The sequence below is a fragment of the Alphaproteobacteria bacterium genome (assembly GCA_041396705.1).
Taxonomy (GTDB): domain Bacteria; phylum Pseudomonadota; class Alphaproteobacteria; order CALKHQ01; family CALKHQ01; genus CALKHQ01.
Genome location: JAWKYB010000004.1, coordinates 1 through 17015 on the forward strand (window position 1 = coordinate 1; position 17015 = coordinate 17015).

Here is a 17015-nt window from a genome sequence, read left to right on the forward strand (position 1 = left end):
GCCGGAATGGATGATCCTGGACGTCGTGCCGGTGATTCCGCCGGACCTGCGCCCGCTGGTGCCGCTCGACGGCGGCCGCTTCGCGACCTCCGACCTCAACGACCTCTACCGCCGGGTCATCAACCGCAACAACCGCCTGAAGCGGCTGATCGAGCTGCGCGCGCCCGACATCATCGTGCGCAACGAGAAGCGCATGCTGCAGGAGGCCGTCGACGCGCTGTTCGACAACGGCCGCCGCGGCCGCGTCATCACCGGCGCCAACAAGCGGCCGCTGAAGTCGCTCAGCGACATGCTGAAGGGCAAGCAGGGCCGGTTCCGGCAGAACCTGCTCGGCAAGCGTGTCGACTATTCCGGCCGCTCGGTCATCGTGGTCGGCCCGGAGCTGAAGCTGCACCAGTGCGGCCTGCCGAAGAAGATGGCGCTGGAGCTGTTCAAGCCGTTCATCTACTCGAAGCTCGAGCTCTACGGCATGGCGACCACGATCAAGGCCGCCAAGAAGATGGTGGAGAAGGAGCGGCCCGAGGTCTGGGACATCCTGGAAGAGGTGATCCGCGAGCATCCGGTGCTGCTGAACCGTGCGCCGACGCTGCACCGCCTCGGCATCCAGGCGTTCGAGCCGGTGCTGATCGAGGGCAAGGCGATCCAGCTGCACCCGCTGGTCTGCACCGCCTTCAACGCCGACTTCGACGGCGACCAGATGGCGGTGCACGTGCCGCTGTCGCTGGAGGCGCAGCTCGAGGCGCGCGTGTTGATGATGTCGACCAACAACATCCTCAGCCCGGCGAACGGCAAGCCGATCATCGTGCCGTCGCAGGACATCGTGCTCGGTCTCTACTACATCACCATGGACTCGCCGGTCGCGGTGGGCCCGGCGGTGAGCGTGGATTCGGCCGAGGCGCTGGCGGATGCGCTCGACAGCGGGCACGTGCTGCTGCGCAAGCCGGACGATCGCTCCGAGGAGCCGGCCTACAAGGACGCGGCCGACGCCTTCGCCAAGGTCAAGGCGGGCAAGGCGGTTGCGCACCGGGTGCCGACCTTCACCTCGATGGGCGAGATCGAGCATGCGGTCGAGGCCGGCGCGCTGTCGATCCACTCGCAGATTCGCGCCCGCCTGGCCACGGTCGACGAGACCGGGACCCCGGTGGTGCTGACGGTCAACACCACCCCGGGCCGCATGATGCTGGCCCAGGTGCTTCCGAAGCACCCGAACGTGCCGTTCGGTCTGGTCAACCGGCTGCTGACCAAGCGCGAGATCAGCCAGGTCATCGACGTGGTCTATCGCCACTGCGGGCAGAAGGAGACGGTGATCTTCTGCGACCGCATGATGAACATCGGCTTCACCCGGGCCTGCCGGGCCGGCATCTCGTTCGGCAAGGACGACCTGATCATCCCGGCGACCAAGGCCGAGCGGGTCGAAGAGACCCGCGCGCTGATCAAGGAGTTCGAGACCCAGTACCAGGAAGGCCTGATCACCCAGGGCGAGAAGTACAACAAGGTCGTCGACGCCTGGTCGCGGTGCACCGACCTCGTCGCCGAGGAGATGATGGCTGAGATGCAGCGCCCGACCGACCGGCGCGGCATCAACTCGGTCTACATGATGGCGCACTCCGGCGCCCGCGGCTCGGCCCAGCAGATCAAGCAGCTGGCCGGCATGCGCGGGCTGATGGCCAAGCCGTCGGGCGAGATCATCGAGACGCCGATCATCTCGAACTTCAAGGAAGGCCTGACCGTGCTGGAGTATTTCAACTCCACCCACGGCGCCCGCAAGGGCCTGGCCGACACGGCGCTGAAGACGGCCAACTCCGGCTATCTGACCCGCCGCCTGGTCGACGTGGCGCAGGACTGCATCATCACCGAGCACGACTGCGGCACCGAGAAGGGCCTGTCGATGTCAGCCATCATCGAAGGCGGCAACGTGGTCGAGACGCTGGGCGAGCGCATCCTGGGCCGCACGGTCATGCACGACGTCGTCCACCCCGAAACCGGCGAGACGCTGGCCGAGGCCGGGCAGATCCTGCAGGAGGAGGATGTCGAGCGCATCGAGCGCGCCGGCGTCGAGACCGTGCAGATCCGCTCGCCGCTGGTCTGCGAATCGCAGGTCGGCGTGTGCGGTCAGTGCTATGGACGCGACCTGGCCCGCGGTACCTCGGTCAATATCGGCGAGGCGGTCGGTGTGATCGCCGCCCAGTCGATCGGCGAGCCCGGCACCCAGCTGACCATGCGCACCTTCCACATCGGCGGTGCGGCGCAGAAGAGCGCGGTGAAAAGCCACATCGAGGCCAACTACGACGGCAAGGTCGAGCTGAAGAACCGCAACGTCGTCACCGATTCCGAGAACCGGCTGATCGTGATGGGCCGGAACTGCGAGCTGCGGGTGCTGGACGACAACGGGCGGGAGCGGGCCAAGCACCGCATCCCCTATGGCGCCAAGCTGCTGGTCGAGAATGGCGAGGCGGTCGCCCGCGGCACCCGCCTGGCCGAGTGGGATCCGTTCAACATCCCGGTCATCGTCGACCAGAGCGGCAAGGTGCGCTATCGCGACCTGGTCGAGAACGTCACCTTCAGCGAAGTGGTCGACGAGGCCACCGGCATCTCCAGCAAGGTGGTGATGGAATCGCCACGGTCGTCGGCGCTGCAGCCGGCGATCGACGTGGTCGACGAGGCCGGCGAGGTGCGCATCTCGGAGAGCGGCCAGCAGGCCACCTTCAAGCTGTCGGTCAACGCCATTCTCAGTGTCGAGGACGGCGCCGAGGTGGCGCCGGGCGACGTGATCGCGCGCGTGCCGCAGGAATCCTCCAAGACCAGGGACATCACCGGCGGTCTGCCGCGGGTGGCGGAGCTGTTCGAGGCGCGCAAGCCGAAGGACCATGCGGTGATCGCCGAGATCGACGGCCGCATCGAGTTCGGCAAGGACTACAAGGCCAAGCAGCGGGTGATCATCCGGCCGGACGACGAGGAGGCCGAGCCGTTCGAGTACCTGCTGCCGAAGGGCCGCAACGTGCTGGTGCGCGAGGGCGACTACGTCCAGAAGGGCGACCTGCTGGTCGACGGCAACCCGGTACCGCACGACATCCTGCGCGTGCTCGGCGTCGAGGAACTGGCCCGCTATCTGGTCAACGAGATCCAGGACGTCTATCGGCTGCAGGGCGTGAAGATCAACGACAAGCACATCGAGGTGATCGTTCGCCAGATGCTGCAGAAGGTCGAGATCGTCGAGCCCGGCGACACCACCTACCTGGTGGGCGAACTGGCGGACCGGGCCGAGTTCCAGGCGATCAACGAGGCGATGGTCGAGGAGGGCCTGCGCACCGCGATGGCGCAGCCGGTCCTGCAGGGCATCACCAAGGCGAGCCTGCAGACCCGGTCGTTCATTTCGGCGGCCTCGTTCCAGGAGACCACCCGCGTGCTCACCGACGCCGCCGTCAACGGCAAGATGGACGAGCTGAGCGGCCTGAAGGAGAACGTGATCGTCGGCCGGCTGATTCCCGCCGGCACCGGCAACATCATGAACAAGTACCGGCGCATCGCCGCCGACCACGACCGCGAGGTCGCCGAGCTGGCGACCGAGCGGGCGCAGCTTGCCGGCGCCGAGCCGGGCGCGGATGCGGGGCCGGACGCGCCGGCGGCCGACGCCGCCGAATAGGCCGCGCGCAAGCGTCGAACGCCGAAGGGCCGCCGGGCAACCGGCGGCCCTCGGTCTTTCCGCGACGGAACAACGCCGGGCGTTGCGGGCCCGCCATGCGCTCCGGGGCGCGGAGAACTGCGCCACTTTGACGTCGCCATGACTGTGCCGCATTCATCGTTTCTTGTTAGAGTTCGCATGTGCTTCGGATGGCACCGTCGGCACCGGCCCGGCGCCGCCGGGCGGCCGGCAAGGCTGGCGAACGGAAAAGATTGGGCTGCGGTCATGAGCGCTGAATTCGGTCGAACGGCAGGCAGGCGGCACGGGGCGGCGATCGCGCTCGCGCTGGCGCTCGCGTCCTGCGTTGCGACGTCCGCGCTGGCGGATTCGCTGGCGCCGCGCGAGGAAGGCCTGAACACGATCCAGACGCCGGACGGCGACGGCGGCAGCGACACCACGGCCGCCGTCGGCAGCGTTGCCGAGGATGTGGCCCTCTACGATTCGCCGCGTCCGATGTACGCCACCACCTCGGCCCGCGTCCGCTCCGGCCCCAGCACCGACTTCGACCCGGTCGGCACCATTCCCTATGCCGCCCTGGTCTCGGTCCTGGGCCAGGCGCCCAGCAGCGGCTGGCTCTATGTCGAGATGGCCGACGGCAGCCGCGGATTCACGGCTGCGCACCTGCTGTCCGAGAACCGGCCGTCGACCACGACCGGGCCGGCCACGACAGACAACGGCTCGACCGTCGAGACCGGCGCGACGCCGGTTTGCGTCGGCGGCCAGGTGCTGATCCGCATGGGCGACGGCCGCTCGATCTGCGCCACCCTGCAATAGGCCGGGCGTTCGCCGGGCGGCCTGCAGTACCCGGCCGACGGGCGACGGCGCAGACGCTTACGTGATTCCCGCGCAGGAAACGGACCGCGGCGCTTGACCCGCGTCGGCGCTTCGCCTATCACACCGCGGTTGCGGGGTGGCGGCAACGGCAACGGCTTTGTGGTTGACGCCATTGGGGCGCGTACATATAGTGCGCCGCTCGTTCCAGGGACGGTCGTGGCGACCGGGCGTATACCAGCGATCGCGCCGCCAAACACGCTCCCGAAGCAACGCTGAAGATCAAGCGGCTGGACCGCAATTGCCACGCCACCAGTAGGCAAGGCGAATGCGGGCGGTCGCTTATATGTTTTCGACGCGACCGGTCGGCGGAGGGCGCCGGGCGGCGTGTCGTGCCGGCGCATTTGCCCGGCGCTCGATAGGGATGAAGGTTGGATGCCGACGATCAACCAGTTGATCCGCAAGCCGCGCAAGGCACCGCGCGCACGCAACAAGGTGCCGGCGCTCGAGGCCTGCCCGCAGAAGCGCGGCGTGTGCACCCGCGTCTACACCACGACGCCGAAGAAGCCGAACTCGGCGCTGCGCAAGGTCGCGCGCGTGCGGCTGACCAACGGCTTCGAGGTGACAAGCTACATCCCGGGCATCGGCCATAACCTGCAGGAACACTCGGTGGTGATGATCCGCGGCGGCCGCGTCAAGGACCTGCCCGGCGTCCGCTACCACATCATCCGCGGTACCCTCGACACCCAGGGCGTCAAGGACCGCCGCCAGCGCCGGTCGAAATACGGCGCCAAGCGCCCGAAGTAAGGAGAGCCCCGGATGTCACGCCGCCACAGCGCCGTCCGACGCGAGATCATTCCGGATCCGTTGCACGGCGACCGCACGGTCACCAAGTTCATGAACTGCCTGATGCGCGACGGCAAGAAGTCGGCCGCCGAGCAGATCGTCTACGGCGCGTTCGAGCGCATGAGTCAGCGCGGCGTCGGCGATCCCCTGCGCCTGTTCCACGAGGCGCTGGAAAACGTGATGCCGCAGATCGAGGTGCGCTCGCGGCGCGTCGGCGGCGCCACCTACCAGGTTCCGAACGAGGTCCGGCCGGAGCGGGCGCAGGCGCTCGCCATCCGCTGGCTCATCTCGAATTCGCGCGGCCGGTCGGAAAAGACCATGGTCGAGCGCCTCTGCAACGAACTCATGGACGCAGCGAACAACCGCGGCGGCGCAATCAAGAAGCGGGAGGATACGCACCGGATGGCGGAGGCCAACAAGGCCTTCTCGCACTATCGCTGGTGACGCCAGGCGGCACACACGCCTGAGCACGAAGGAAACGGATTATCCCCATGGCGCGGCAGACTCCCCTCAACCGGTATCGCAACATCGGCATCATGGCCCACATCGATGCCGGCAAGACGACGACCACCGAGCGCATCCTCTATTACACCGGCCGGTCCCATAAGATCGGCGAGGTCCATGACGGCGCGGCGACCATGGACTGGATGGAGCAGGAGCAGGAGCGCGGCATCACCATCACCTCGGCCGCGACCACCGCGTTCTGGCGCGACCACCGGGTCAACATCATCGACACGCCGGGCCACGTCGACTTCACCATCGAGGTCGAGCGCTCGCTGCGCGTGCTCGACGGTGCCGTTGCCGTGTTCGACAGCGTCGCCGGCGTCGAGCCGCAGTCGGAGACCGTCTGGCGCCAGGCCGACAAGTACCGCGTGCCGCGGATGTGTTTCGTCAACAAGATGGACCGTATCGGCGCCGACTTCTTCCGCTGCGTGCAGATGATGGAAGACCGGCTGGGCGCCACCCCGCTGGTCACCCAGCTGCCGATCGGCACCGAGAGCGACTTCGTCGGCGTGGTCGACCTGATCCGCATGCGGGCGATCCGCTGGAAGGAAGAGACCCTCGGCGCCGAGTTCGTCTACGAGGATATCCCGGCCGATCTGGCCGACATCGCCGCCGAGTATCGCGAGAAGCTGGTCGAGGCCGCCGTCGAGCAGGACGAGCCGGCGCTCGAAGCCTATCTGGAGGGCAGCGAGCCGGACGAGGCGACGCTGATCAAGTGCATCCGCAAGGGCACGCTCAGCCTGACCTTCGTGCCGGTGCTGTGCGGCAGCGCGTTCAAGAACAAGGGCGTCCAGCCGCTGCTCGACGCCGTCGTCGACTACATGCCGGCGCCGACCGACGTGCCCGACGTGCGCGGCGTGAAGATGGACGGCGAGACCACCGACACCCGGCCGACCAACGACGAAGCGCCGTTCTCGGCGCTGGCGTTCAAGATCATGACCGATCCGTTCGTCGGCTCGCTGACCTTCGCCCGCATCTATTCGGGCGTGCTGGAGACCGGGACGTCGGTGATGAACTCGGTCAAGGACAACCGCGAGCGCGTCGGCCGCATGCTGCTGATGCATGCCAACCACCGCGAGGACATCAAGGAGGCCCGCGCCGGCGACATCGTCGCCATCTGCGGCCTGAAGGCGACCACCACCGGCGACACCCTGTGCGACCCGGTGAAGCCGATCATCCTGGAGCGGATGGAGTTCCCCGAGCCGGTGATCGAGGTCGCGGTCGAGCCGAAGACCAAGGGCGACCAGGAGAAGATGGGCATCGCCCTGTCGCGGCTGGCGCAGGAGGACCCGTCCTTCCGCGTGAGCTCCGACGCCGAGAGCGGCCAGACCATCATCAAGGGCATGGGCGAGCTGCACCTCGAGATCATCGTCGACCGCATGAAGCGCGAGTTCAAGGTCGAGGCCAATGTCGGTGCGCCGCAGGTGGCCTATCGCGAGACCATCACCCGCCGGCACGAGATCGACTACACCCACAAGAAGCAGTCCGGCGGCTCTGGCCAGTACGCGCGGATCAAGCTGGTGCTGGAGCCGGGCGAGGCCGGGTCGGGCTTCGCGTTCGAGAACGCGATCACCGGCGGCGCGGTGCCGAAGGAATACATCCCCGGCGTCGAGAAGGGCCTGAAGGGCTCCTGCGAATCCGGCGTGCTGGCCGGCTTTCCGATGATCGACTTCAAGGCCTCGCTGATCGACGGCGCCTATCACGACGTCGACTCCAGCGTGCTGGCGTTCGAGATCGCGGCGCGGGCGGCCTATCGCGAGGGCATGGCCAAGGCGGGCCCGGTGCTGCTGGAGCCGATCATGGACGTCGAGGTGGTGACGCCCGAGGAATATATGGGCGACGTCATCGGCGACCTGAACAGCCGGCGCGGCCAGATCCAGTCGATGGAGGCGCGCGGCAATGCCAACGTCGTCAAGGCGATGGTGCCGCTGGCCAACATGTTCGGCTACGTCAACACCCTGCGCTCGATGAGCCAGGGCCGTGCCACCTACACGATGCAGTTCCATCACTACGAGCAGGTTCCGCAGGCGGTTGCCGAGGAAGTCCGGGCCAAGATGGCCTGACGGCGCGGCCCCTGGCCGGCTGGTCGATTAGGCAAACACCTCCGCTCGCGGTCCGCCGGAGCGGGAATTGAGGGAAAGACCGACGATGGCGAAAGCGAAGTTTGAGCGGACGAAGCCGCACTGCAACATCGGGACGATTGGTCACGTGGACCACGGCAAGACGACGCTGACGGCGGCGATTACGAAGGTTTTGGCGGAGAGCGGCGGGGCGGCGTTCACGGACTACGACCAGATCGACAAGGCGCCTGAGGAGAAGGCGCGCGGGATCACGATCAACACGGCGCACGTGGAATACGAGACTCCGAACCGTCACTATGCGCATGTGGACTGCCCCGGTCACGCGGACTATGTGAAGAACATGATCACGGGCGCGGCGCAGATGGACGGCGCGATTCTAGTGGTTTCGGCGGCGGACGGTCCGATGCCGCGAGACGCGGGAGCACATACTGCTGGCGCGTCAGGTGGGCGTTCCGTCGCTGGTTGTGTTCCTGAACAAGGTGGACCAGGTCGACGACGCGGAGCTTCTGGAGCTTGTCGAGCTTGAGGTTCGCGAGCTGCTGTCGTCGTACGATTTTCCCGGCGACGACATTCCGGTGATCGCGGGCTCGGCGCTGGCGGCGCTGGAGGGCCGGGACGCGGGGATCGGTCACGACAAGATCCTCGAGCTGATGAAGGCGGTGGACGACTACATTCCGCAGCCCGAGCGCCCGAAGGACCGTCCGTTCCTGATGCCGATCGAGGACGTGTTCACGATCTCGGGCCGCGGCACGGTTGTGACGGGCCGGGTGGAGCGGGGCATCGTGAAGGTTGGCGACGAGATCGAGATCGTCGGGATCAAGGCGACGTCGAAGACGACGTGCACGGGCGTTGAGATGTTCCGCAAGCTTCTGGACCAGGGCGAGGCGGGTGACAATGTGGGCGTTCTGCTGCGCGGCACGAAGCGCGAGGACGTGGAGCGCGGTCAGGTGCTGGCGAAGCCGGGCTCGATCACGCCGCACACGAACTTCACGTGCGAGTGCTACATCCTGACGAAGGAGGAGGGCGGTCGTCACACGCCGTTCTTCTCGAACTACCGTCCGCAGTTCTACTTCCGGACGACGGACGTGACCGGCTCGATCAAGCTGCCCGAGGGCACGGAGATGGTGATGCCGGGCGACAACATCACGATGGACGTGGAGCTGATCGCGCCGATCGCGATGGACGAGGGCCTGCGCTTCGCCATCCGCGAGGGCGGCCGCACCGTCGGCGCCGGCGTCGTCGCCTCCATCAGCAAGTAAGCGGCAATCCAGGGAAAGACGGCGCGTCCCGGCCATGGCGGCCAGCGGACGCGCCGGAAGGATACGGCAATGGATAACCAGAACATTCGCATCCGCCTGAAGGCGTTCGACCACCGGGTGCTGGACCAGTCGACGAGCGAGATCGTCAATACGGCCAAGCGCACCGGTGCGCGGGTGCGGGGACCGATTCCGTTGCCGACGCGGATCGAGCGGTTCACGGTGCTGCGCTCGCCGCACATCGACAAGAAGTCGCGCGAGCAGTTCGAGATCCGGACCCACAAGCGCCTGCTCGATATCGTCGATCCGACGCCGCAGACGGTGGACGCGCTGATGAAGCTCGACCTCGCCGCCGGCGTCGACGTCGAAATCAAGCTCTGAGCGCGCGCTCAAGGTAGGACGAGGGAGCCATGCGGACTGGTATTATCGCACGCAAGCTGGGCATGACCCGCGTGTTCGACGCGGAGGGCGCGCATGTTCCGGTGACCGTGCTGGCCATGGACGACTGCCAGGTGATCGCCCAGCGGACCGAGGAGCGCGACGGCTACACCGCCGTGCAGCTCGGCGCCGGGCGCGCCAAGGTGAAGAATGTCGGCAAGCCCGAGCGCGAGCGCTTCGCCAAGGCCGGCGTCGAGCCGAAGATGAAGCTGAAGGAATTCCGGGTTGCCGCGGACGCGCTGGTCGATGTCGGCGCCAGCCTGTCGGCCGCGCACTTCGTGCCGGGCCAGCTGGTCGACGTGTCGTCGACCAGCATCGGCAAGGGCTTCGCCGGTGCGATGAAGCGGCACAACTTCGGCGGCCTGCGCGCCAGCCACGGCGTGTCGGTCAGCCACCGCAGCCACGGCTCGACCGGCCAGTGCCAGGACCCCGGCAAGGTGTTCAAGGGCAAGAAGATGGCCGGCCACATGGGCGACCGCATGGTCACCACCCAGAACCTGCAGGTGTTCCGCATCGACACCGACCGCGACCTGATCCTGGTCCGCGGCGCGGTGCCGGGCGCCGAGGGCGGCTGGGTCTATGTCCGCGACGCGGTCAAGCGCAAGCGGCCCGAGGACGCGCCCTATCCGGCCGGCCTGAAGGCGGCCGCAGGCGCGGCGGTCCCGGCCGAGGCGGCAGATACGCCTGCAGACACGGCGACCGATGCGGCGCCGGAGACCTCTGCGGACACGCAGGAAAGCTGAGGGCAGGGGCGATGAAGCTGAAAGTCGTCAATCTGGACGCGGCCGAGGCGGGCGACATCGACCTGCCCGACGAGATCTTCGGGGTCGAGGTGCGCCGCGACATCCTGGCGCGCGTGGTCAACTGGCAGTTGGCCAAGCGCCGCGCCGGCACCCACAAGGTCAAGGGGCGTTCCGAGATCGCGCGGACCGGCAAGAAGCTGGGCCGCCAGAAGGGCGGCGGCGGCGCCCGCCACGGGTCGCGCCGCAGCAACATCTTCATCGGCGGCGGCCGCGTGCACGGCCCGGTGGTGCGCGACCACAGCCACAAGCTGCCGAAGAAGGTGCGCCGGCTGGGCCTGATGTGCGCGCTGTCGGCCAAGGCGGCCGAGGGCCAGCTGCTGGTGCTGGACAGCATCGCGATGACGGAGCCGCGTACCGCGCCGCTGGCGGCCAAGCTGGCGAAGCTGGGCCTGAAGGGTGCGCTGGTCATCGACGGCCAGACGCCCGACGACAACTTCCAGCGCGCCGCGGCCAACATCCCGGGCATCGCCGTGCTGCCGAGCCAGGGCGCCAACGTGTACGACATCCTGAAGCGCGACACCCTGGTGCTGACCCGCGCCGGCGTCGCCGCCCTCAGCGAAAGGCTTGCGTCATGAAGAGCAAGTACCACCGGACGGTGAGCGTCAGCCGTGAGCGGATGTACGCCATCATCCGCGGTCCGGTGATCACCGAGAAGGCGACGATGGGCGCCGAGAACGGGCAGATCACCTTCCGGGTGTCGATGGACGCGACCAAGCCGGAGATCAAGCTGGCGGTCGAGCAGCTGTTCGACGTCAAGGTCACGGCGGTGAACACCCTGCGCCAGAAGGGCAAGATCAAGCGCTGGCGCGGCAAGCCGGGCCGGCGTCCGGACAGCAAGAAAGCCGTCGTGACCCTGGCCGAGGGCCAGTCGATCGACGTGACGACCGGCATCTGAGACCGGGCGAAGCGAGGCGAAGATGGCACTGAAGACCTACAACCCGACGACGCCCGGCCAGCGCCAGCTGGTGCTGGTCGACCGTTCGGCGCTGTACAAGGGCCGTCCGGTCAAGGCGCTGACCGAGGGCCTGACCAAGAAGGGCGGGCGCAACAACTACGGTCGGATCACCGCGCGGCGCATCGGCGGCGGCCACAAGCGGCTGTATCGCGTGGTCGACTTCAAGCGGCGCAATTTCGATCAGCCGGCGACGGTGGAGCGGATCGAGTACGATCCCAACCGCACGGCGTTCATCGCGCTGATCCGCTACGAGGACGGCACACAGAACTACATCCTGGCGCCGCAGCGCCTCGGCGTCGGCGACAGCGTGGTGTCCGGCCAGCGGGTCGACGTGAAGCCGGGCAACGCGATGCCGCTGAACTCGATCCCGGTCGGCACCATCGTGCACAACGTGGAGCTGAAGCCGGGCAAGGGCGGCCAGATGGCGCGGTCGGCCGGCACCTATGTGCAGTTGGTCGGCCGCGACTCCGGCTATGCCCAGCTGAAGCTGTCGTCGGGCGAGGTCCGCGTGGTGCGGGGCGAGTGCATGGCCACCATCGGCGCGGTGTCCAACCCCGACAAGTCGAACATCAAGCTCGGCAAGGCCGGGCGCAAGCGCTGGCTGGGCAAGCGCCCGTCGGTGCGCGGCGTGGCGATGAACCCGATCGACCATCCGCACGGCGGCGGCGAGGGCCGCACCAGCGGCGGCCGCCATCCGGTGACGCCGTGGGGCAAGCCGACCAAGGGCAAGAGGACGCGGCACAACAAGGCGACGGACAAGTTCATCATCCGCCGCCGGCGTTCGCGCAAGTAAGGGGGACGGGCGGTGGCACGTTCGGTTTGGAAGGGTCCGTTCGTCGACGGCTATCTGCTGAAGAAGGCCGACAAGGTACGCGAGTCGGGCCGCAACGAGGTGATCAAGATCTGGTCGCGGCGGTCGACCATCCTGCCGCAGTTCGTCGGCCTGACGTTCGGCGTCTACAACGGGCAGAAGTTCCTGCCGGTGCTGGTGACCGAGAACATGGTCGGCCACAAGTTCGGCGAGTTCTCGCCGACCCGGACCTACTACGGCCATGCGGCCGACAAGAAGGCGAAGAGGAAGTAGGGCGATGGGCAAGCCGGCAAACGAGCGCCGCCAGGCCGAGACCGAGGCGATGGCGAAGGTGACCAAGCTGAGGGTGAGCCCGCGCAAGCTGAACCTGGTCGCGCAGATGATCCGCGGCATGAAGGCCCAGGACGCGCTGGCCGCGCTGACCTTCTCGCCGCGCCGGATCTCGGGCGACGTGAAGAAGGTGCTGCAGTCAGCGATCGCCAATGCCGAGAACAACCACCAGCTCGACGTCGACCAGTTGGTCGTCGCCGAGGCCACGGTCGGCAAGGACCTGGTGATGAAGCGGTTCCGTCCGCGGGCGCGTGGCCGGGTCGGGCGCATCCGCAAGCCCTTCGCCCAGCTGACGATCGTGGTGCGCGAACAAGTCGAGGAGGCGGCCTGATGGGCCAGAAAGTCAATCCGATCGGGCTCAGGGTCGGGATCAACCGCACCTGGGATTCGCGCTGGTACGCCGACAGCGACTATGCGGCGCTGCTGCACGAAGACCTGAACCTGCGCAAGTATCTGGAAGGGCGGCTGTCGCAGGCCGGCATCAGCCGGATCACGATCGAGCGTCCGGCGAAGAAGGCGCGGGTGACGATCCACACCGCCCGGCCGGGCGTTGTGATCGGCAAGAAGGGCGCCGACATCGAGAAGCTGCGTCAGAGCCTGATGCAGATGACCAAGTCGGACGTGAACCTGAACATCGTCGAGATCCGCAAGACCGAGACCGAGGCCAAGCTGATCGCCGAGAACATCGCCCAGCAGCTGGAGCGCCGGGTGGCGTTCCGCCGTGCGATGAAGCGGGCGCTGCAGTCGGCGATGCGGCTGGGTGCGCAGGGCATCCGCATCGAGTGCTCGGGCCGCCTGGGCGGCGCCGAGATCGCGCGGTCGGAGACCTATCGCGAGGGGCGGGTGCCGCTGCACACGCTGCGCGGCGACGTCGACTACGGCACCGCGACCGCACGCACCACCTACGGCACCTGCGGCGTCAAGGTCTGGGTCTACAAGGGCGAGATCATGGCCCACGACCCGATGGCCCAGGACAAGCGGCTGGCCGACCAGCAGGCCCAGATGGGCCGCTGACGGAACGGATTAGAGAGGCGAGGCGAGAACCATGCTGTCTCCGAAGCGGACGAAATACCGCAAGGCGCACAAGGGCCGCATTCACGGCACCGCCAAGGGCGGCACCAGCCTGAACTTCGGCGCCTTCGGGCTGAAGGCGACGACGCCCGACCGGGTGACGGCACGCCAGATCGAGGCCGCGCGCCGCGCGATGACGCGTCACATGAAGCGCGCCGGCAAGGTGTGGATCCGCATCTTCCCGGACGTGCCGGTCAGCCAGAAGCCGGCAGAGGTGCGCCAGGGCAAGGGCAAGGGCTCGCCGGAATTCTGGGCGGCACGGGTGGCGCCGGGCCGGATCATGTTCGAAATCGACGGCGTGCCGGAAGATGTGGCGCATGAGGCGCTGCGGCTGGCGGCCGCCAAGCTGCCGATCCGCACCCGCATCGTCAGCCGTCTGGCGGCGGAGGCCTGAGCCATGAAGATCGGTGACATCCGCGGCAAGTCGCGCGAGGAGCTGACCGGCATGCTCGGCGACCTGCAGAAAGAGCAGTTCAACCTGCGTTTTCAGAGGGCCAGCGGGCAGCTGGAGAACACGGCCAGGGTGCGGCAGGTCCGGCGCGATATCGCGCGGATCAAGACCCTGCTGGGCGGCGCGTCGACCGCGCCGGCGAAGGGCTGAGGAGCGAGCGATGCCGAGACGCGTTTTGCAGGGCGTTGTGGTGAAGCGGTCGGGCGACAAGACGGTGTCCGTTCGCGTCGACCGCCGCGTCATGCACCCGATCTACAAGAAGTTCATCAGCCGCTCGAAGAAATACGCGGCGCATGACCCGGACAACCGCTGCGCCGCCGGCGACGCGGTGCGCATCCGCGAATGCCGCCCGATTTCGAAGAACAAGTGCTGGGAAGTGATCTTTGACGAGGCCGACCAGCCGGCCGGGGCGGAGGCTTAAGCCATGATCCAGATGCAAACCAATCTGGAGGTCGCCGACAATTCCGGCGCCCGCCGGGTGCAGTGCATCAAGGTGCTGGGCGGCTCCGGGCGGGTGTCCGCCGGCGTCGGCGACGTCATCGTCGTCAGCGTCAAGGAGGCGATCCCGCGCGGCAAGGTGAAGAAGGGCGACGTGCATCGCGCGGTGATCGTGCGCACCGCCAGCGACATCCGCCGCGTCGACGGCAGCGTGATCCGGTTCGACCGCAACGCCGCCGTGCTGATCAACAAGCAGGGCGAGCCGATCGGCACCCGCATCTTCGGCCCGGTGACGCGCGAGCTGCGCGGGCGCAACTTCATGCGCATCGTCTCGCTGGCGCCGGAAGTGCTGTAGGCCGAACGCACGGAGCACAACGGATCATGGCCGAGAAATTCAAGATCAAAAAGGGCGACCAGGTGGTGGTGACCACCGGCCGCCAGCAGGGCGCCAAGGGCGAGGTGCTGCGGGTCGACCGCGACAACCGCCGCGTCGTGGTGCAGGGCGTCAACATGGTCAAGCGCCACCAGCGCCCGTCGGCCGGCAACCCCGGCGGCATTATCGAGAAGGAGGCGTCGCTGCATATCTCGAATGTGGCGATCGCCGACCCGAAGACAGGTCAACCCACCCGCGTCGGGCTGCGCACGCTGGAGGACGGACGCAAGGTCCGGTTCGCCAAGCGGTCCGGCGAGATCATCGACAGGTGAGGCGGCGAGCCATGGCGGCACGACTGCAAGAGCAATACGTGAAGACGATCCGTCCGAAGCTGATGGAGCAGTTCGGTTACCGCAACACCATGCAGGCGCCGAAGCTGGAGAAGATCGTCATCAACATGGGCGTCGGCGAGGGCACCCAGGATTCGAAGAAGGTGACGGCGGCGGTCGGCGAGCTGAGCCGCATCGCCGGCCAGCGCGCGGTAGCGACCAAGGCGAAGAAGTCGGTCGCCGGCTTCAAGCTGCGCGAGGGCATGGCGATCGGCGCCAAGGTCACGCTGCGCGGCCAGCGCATGTACGAGTTCCTGGACCGGCTGGTCAACGTCGCCCTGCCGCGGGTCCGCGACTTCCGCGGACTCAATGCCAAGAGCTTCGACGGCCGCGGCAACTTCGCCATGGGCCTGAAGGAACAGATCGTGTTCCCCGAGATCGACTACGACAACGTCGACCAGGTGCGGGGCATGGACATCGTGGTCTGCACCACGGCCCGGACGGATGACGAGGCGCTGGCTCTGCTGCGTGCCTTCAACATGCCGCTCGGCAACCAGAGCTGATTGGAGAGGAAGGATGGCGAAGAAGAGCGCCATTGCGAAGAACAAGCAGCGGGCCGCGAAAGCGGCGCGCCATGCCGCTCGCCGGTCGGCCCTGCGTGCGCGGATCCGCGACGAGGCGCTGTCGCCGGAAGAGCGGTTCCAGGCGGTGCTGAAGCTGGCCGAGATGCCGCGCAACGGCGCCAAGGTGCGGATTCGCAACCGGTGCGAGTTGACCGGGCGACCGCGCGGCAATTACCGCAAGTTCAACCTCTGCCGGATCGCGCTGCGCGAGCTCGCCTCGATTGGCCAGATCCCAGGCATGATCAAATCGAGCTGGTAGAAGGAGAGTTTGCTCCATGGTGCTGAGCGACCCTCTGGGCGATATGCTCACGCGCATCCGCAACGGACAGCGCGCCGGGCTGAACACGATCGATACGCCCGCCTCGAACCTGCGCCGGCGCGTGCTGGACGTGCTGCAGCGCGAGGGCTACATCCGTGGCTACTCGCAGTTCAACGTGCGCAACGGCATCGACTTCTTCACGGTCGAGCTGAAGTATCACGAGGGCGAGCCGGTGATCCGCGAGATCAAGCGGGTCTCCAAGCCGGGCCGTCGCGTGTATGCGAAGATCAAGGACCTGCCGCGGGTCTATGGCGGGCTCGGCATCTCGATCCTGTCGACGCCGACCGGCGTGATCTCCGACGAGGACGCGCGCGCCGCCAATGTCGGCGGCGAGGTCCTCTGCGAGGTTTTCTAGGGCCGGCAGGCTGAGAAGGGCGCGAGCGCCAGGGAGAGTGCAATGTCGCGGGTAGGAAAACTGCCGGTTGCCGTGCCGAGCGGCGTCGAGGTGACGCTGGCGGACAAGGTGATCAAGGCGAAGGGCAAGCTGGGCGTGCAGGAAGTCGCGCTCACCGACGCTGTGCATGTCGAACATGCGGACGGCCAGGTCACGGTGAAGCCGCGCGACGACACCAAGCATTCGCGTGCGATGTGGGGAACCACCCGCGCGCAGATCCGCAACCTGTTCGCCGGCGTGTCGGAAGGGTTCACGGTGAACCTGGACATCATCGGCGTCGGCTATCGCGCCGCGGTGCAGGGCAACAACCTGCAGCTGCAGCTCGGCTTCAGCCACGACGTGATCTATCCGATCCCGGCAGGGCTGACGATCAAGTGCGAGACGCCGACGACGATCGCGATCAGCGGTGCGAACAAGCAGCATGTTGGCCAGGTGGCGGCCGAATTGCGCAGCTACCGTCCGCCCGAGCCGTACAAGGGCAAGGGCGTGAAGTACCGGGACGAGACGGTGCTGCGCAAGGAAGGCAAGAAGAAGTAGGGG

Annotated in this window: 22 protein-coding genes and 1 pseudogene; all 23 read left to right on the plus strand. The window is 67.5% G+C overall.

Annotation, left to right across the window (positions count from 1 at the left end):
- Positions 1-3643, plus strand: a 3643-nt coding sequence (rpoC, locus tag R3F55_05995) for a DNA-directed RNA polymerase subunit beta' (GenBank protein MEZ5666973.1), incomplete at its 5' end; no start/stop codon positions are given.
- A gap of 264 nt (positions 3644-3907) precedes the next feature.
- Positions 3908-4456, plus strand: coding sequence for an SH3 domain-containing protein (locus tag R3F55_06000; GenBank protein MEZ5666974.1), 549 nt, complete (start codon positions 3908-3910; stop codon positions 4454-4456).
- Between the two features lie 432 nt (positions 4457-4888).
- The gene (gene rpsL / locus R3F55_06005; protein ID MEZ5666975.1) at positions 4889-5260 is read left to right on the plus strand and encodes a 30S ribosomal protein S12; all 372 of its coding nucleotides are present in this window, start codon (positions 4889-4891) and stop codon (positions 5258-5260) included.
- Positions 5261-5272: 12 nt separating this feature from the next.
- Complete coding sequence (gene rpsG / locus R3F55_06010) at positions 5273-5743, plus strand: 30S ribosomal protein S7 (GenBank protein MEZ5666976.1); 471 nt, start codon at positions 5273-5275, stop codon at positions 5741-5743.
- Positions 5744-5790: 47 nt separating this feature from the next.
- Positions 5791-7866: an elongation factor G gene (fusA, locus tag R3F55_06015; protein MEZ5666977.1), complete on the plus strand. Its 2076-nt coding sequence runs from the start codon at positions 5791-5793 to the stop codon at positions 7864-7866.
- An 85-nt stretch (positions 7867-7951) separates the two neighbouring features.
- Positions 7952-9143 (plus strand): annotated as a pseudogene (tuf, locus tag R3F55_06020) (elongation factor Tu).
- Between the two features lie 69 nt (positions 9144-9212).
- Positions 9213-9521, plus strand: a complete 309-nt coding sequence (gene rpsJ / locus R3F55_06025; protein ID MEZ5666978.1) for a 30S ribosomal protein S10 — start codon at positions 9213-9215, stop codon at positions 9519-9521.
- A gap of 29 nt (positions 9522-9550) precedes the next feature.
- Positions 9551-10321: a 50S ribosomal protein L3 gene (gene rplC, locus R3F55_06030; protein ID MEZ5666979.1), complete on the plus strand. Its 771-nt coding sequence runs from the start codon at positions 9551-9553 to the stop codon at positions 10319-10321.
- An 11-nt stretch (positions 10322-10332) separates the two neighbouring features.
- Complete coding sequence (gene rplD / locus R3F55_06035; GenBank protein ID MEZ5666980.1) at positions 10333-10956, plus strand: 50S ribosomal protein L4; 624 nt, start codon at positions 10333-10335, stop codon at positions 10954-10956.
- The gene (locus R3F55_06040; GenBank protein MEZ5666981.1) at positions 10953-11276 is read left to right on the plus strand and encodes a 50S ribosomal protein L23; all 324 of its coding nucleotides are present in this window, start codon (positions 10953-10955) and stop codon (positions 11274-11276) included. The genes rplD and R3F55_06040 overlap by 4 nt, the downstream gene beginning before the upstream one ends.
- 22 nt (positions 11277-11298) lie before the next feature.
- On the plus strand, positions 11299-12129 hold the full coding sequence (gene rplB, locus R3F55_06045) for a 50S ribosomal protein L2 (protein MEZ5666982.1): 831 nt from the start codon (positions 11299-11301) through the stop codon (positions 12127-12129).
- A 12-nt stretch (positions 12130-12141) separates the two neighbouring features.
- Positions 12142-12420: a 30S ribosomal protein S19 gene (rpsS, locus tag R3F55_06050; GenBank protein MEZ5666983.1), complete on the plus strand. Its 279-nt coding sequence runs from the start codon at positions 12142-12144 to the stop codon at positions 12418-12420.
- 4 nt (positions 12421-12424) lie between these two features.
- Positions 12425-12808, plus strand: a complete 384-nt coding sequence (gene rplV / locus R3F55_06055; protein MEZ5666984.1) for a 50S ribosomal protein L22 — start codon at positions 12425-12427, stop codon at positions 12806-12808.
- A complete protein-coding gene (rpsC, locus tag R3F55_06060; protein MEZ5666985.1) occupies positions 12808-13491 on the plus strand; it encodes a 30S ribosomal protein S3 in 684 nt (227 codons plus the stop codon). The genes rplV and rpsC overlap by 1 nt, the downstream gene beginning before the upstream one ends.
- Positions 13492-13522: 31 nt before the next feature.
- Complete coding sequence (gene rplP / locus R3F55_06065; GenBank protein ID MEZ5666986.1) at positions 13523-13942, plus strand: 50S ribosomal protein L16; 420 nt, start codon at positions 13523-13525, stop codon at positions 13940-13942.
- 3 nt (positions 13943-13945) lie between these two features.
- Positions 13946-14149, plus strand: coding sequence for a 50S ribosomal protein L29 (gene rpmC, locus R3F55_06070; GenBank protein ID MEZ5666987.1), 204 nt, complete (start codon positions 13946-13948; stop codon positions 14147-14149).
- Between the two features lie 10 nt (positions 14150-14159).
- Positions 14160-14420 carry a 30S ribosomal protein S17 gene (gene rpsQ, locus R3F55_06075; protein ID MEZ5666988.1) on the plus strand — a complete coding sequence of 87 codons (261 nt, stop codon included), beginning with the start codon at positions 14160-14162 and terminating at the stop codon, positions 14418-14420.
- Positions 14421-14423: 3 nt separating this feature from the next.
- Positions 14424-14792, plus strand: coding sequence for a 50S ribosomal protein L14 (gene rplN / locus R3F55_06080; GenBank protein ID MEZ5666989.1), 369 nt, complete (start codon positions 14424-14426; stop codon positions 14790-14792).
- Between the two features lie 26 nt (positions 14793-14818).
- Entirely contained in the window at positions 14819-15142 is a 324-nt protein-coding gene (rplX, locus tag R3F55_06085) for a 50S ribosomal protein L24 (GenBank protein MEZ5666990.1), read from the plus strand.
- An 11-nt stretch (positions 15143-15153) separates the two neighbouring features.
- The gene (gene rplE, locus R3F55_06090; protein ID MEZ5666991.1) at positions 15154-15702 is read left to right on the plus strand and encodes a 50S ribosomal protein L5; all 549 of its coding nucleotides are present in this window, start codon (positions 15154-15156) and stop codon (positions 15700-15702) included.
- 13 nt (positions 15703-15715) lie between these two features.
- Positions 15716-16021, plus strand: coding sequence for a 30S ribosomal protein S14 (rpsN, locus tag R3F55_06095; GenBank protein MEZ5666992.1), 306 nt, complete (start codon positions 15716-15718; stop codon positions 16019-16021).
- Between the two features lie 16 nt (positions 16022-16037).
- Complete coding sequence (rpsH, locus tag R3F55_06100) at positions 16038-16436, plus strand: 30S ribosomal protein S8 (protein ID MEZ5666993.1); 399 nt, start codon at positions 16038-16040, stop codon at positions 16434-16436.
- Between the two features lie 42 nt (positions 16437-16478).
- Entirely contained in the window at positions 16479-17012 is a 534-nt protein-coding gene (gene rplF / locus R3F55_06105; protein MEZ5666994.1) for a 50S ribosomal protein L6, read from the plus strand.
- Positions 17013-17015: the final 3 nt, after the last annotated feature.

What these genes read in the sequence shown, in the direction of transcription:
- rpsH (MEZ5666993.1), top strand. Translation starts at nt 16,038, where the DNA reads ATGGTGCTGAGCGACCCTCTGGGCGATATGCTCACGCGCATCCGCAAC.
- rpmC (MEZ5666987.1), top strand. Translation starts at nt 13,946, where the DNA reads ATGAAGATCGGTGACATCCGCGGCAAGTCGCGCGAGGAGCTGACCGGC.
- rplE (MEZ5666991.1), top strand. Translation starts at nt 15,154, where the DNA reads ATGGCGGCACGACTGCAAGAGCAATACGTGAAGACGATCCGTCCGAAG.
- rpsL (MEZ5666975.1), top strand. Translation starts at nt 4,889, where the DNA reads ATGCCGACGATCAACCAGTTGATCCGCAAGCCGCGCAAGGCACCGCGC.
- rplV (MEZ5666984.1), top strand. Translation starts at nt 12,425, where the DNA reads ATGGGCAAGCCGGCAAACGAGCGCCGCCAGGCCGAGACCGAGGCGATG.
- rpsJ (MEZ5666978.1), top strand. Translation starts at nt 9,213, where the DNA reads ATGGATAACCAGAACATTCGCATCCGCCTGAAGGCGTTCGACCACCGG.
- rplC (MEZ5666979.1), top strand. Translation starts at nt 9,551, where the DNA reads ATGCGGACTGGTATTATCGCACGCAAGCTGGGCATGACCCGCGTGTTC.
- rplD (MEZ5666980.1), top strand. Translation starts at nt 10,333, where the DNA reads ATGAAGCTGAAAGTCGTCAATCTGGACGCGGCCGAGGCGGGCGACATC.
- rpsN (MEZ5666992.1), top strand. Translation starts at nt 15,716, where the DNA reads ATGGCGAAGAAGAGCGCCATTGCGAAGAACAAGCAGCGGGCCGCGAAA.
- rplX (MEZ5666990.1), top strand. Translation starts at nt 14,819, where the DNA reads ATGGCCGAGAAATTCAAGATCAAAAAGGGCGACCAGGTGGTGGTGACC.
- rpsC (MEZ5666985.1), top strand. Translation starts at nt 12,808, where the DNA reads ATGGGCCAGAAAGTCAATCCGATCGGGCTCAGGGTCGGGATCAACCGC.
- rpsQ (MEZ5666988.1), top strand. Translation starts at nt 14,160, where the DNA reads ATGCCGAGACGCGTTTTGCAGGGCGTTGTGGTGAAGCGGTCGGGCGAC.
- rplB (MEZ5666982.1), top strand. Translation starts at nt 11,299, where the DNA reads ATGGCACTGAAGACCTACAACCCGACGACGCCCGGCCAGCGCCAGCTG.
- fusA (MEZ5666977.1), top strand. Translation starts at nt 5,791, where the DNA reads ATGGCGCGGCAGACTCCCCTCAACCGGTATCGCAACATCGGCATCATG.
- R3F55_06040 (MEZ5666981.1), top strand. Translation starts at nt 10,953, where the DNA reads ATGAAGAGCAAGTACCACCGGACGGTGAGCGTCAGCCGTGAGCGGATG.
- rplP (MEZ5666986.1), top strand. Translation starts at nt 13,523, where the DNA reads ATGCTGTCTCCGAAGCGGACGAAATACCGCAAGGCGCACAAGGGCCGC.
- rplF (MEZ5666994.1), top strand. Translation starts at nt 16,479, where the DNA reads ATGTCGCGGGTAGGAAAACTGCCGGTTGCCGTGCCGAGCGGCGTCGAG.
- rplN (MEZ5666989.1), top strand. Translation starts at nt 14,424, where the DNA reads ATGATCCAGATGCAAACCAATCTGGAGGTCGCCGACAATTCCGGCGCC.
- R3F55_06000 (MEZ5666974.1), top strand. Translation starts at nt 3,908, where the DNA reads ATGAGCGCTGAATTCGGTCGAACGGCAGGCAGGCGGCACGGGGCGGCG.
- rpsG (MEZ5666976.1), top strand. Translation starts at nt 5,273, where the DNA reads ATGTCACGCCGCCACAGCGCCGTCCGACGCGAGATCATTCCGGATCCG.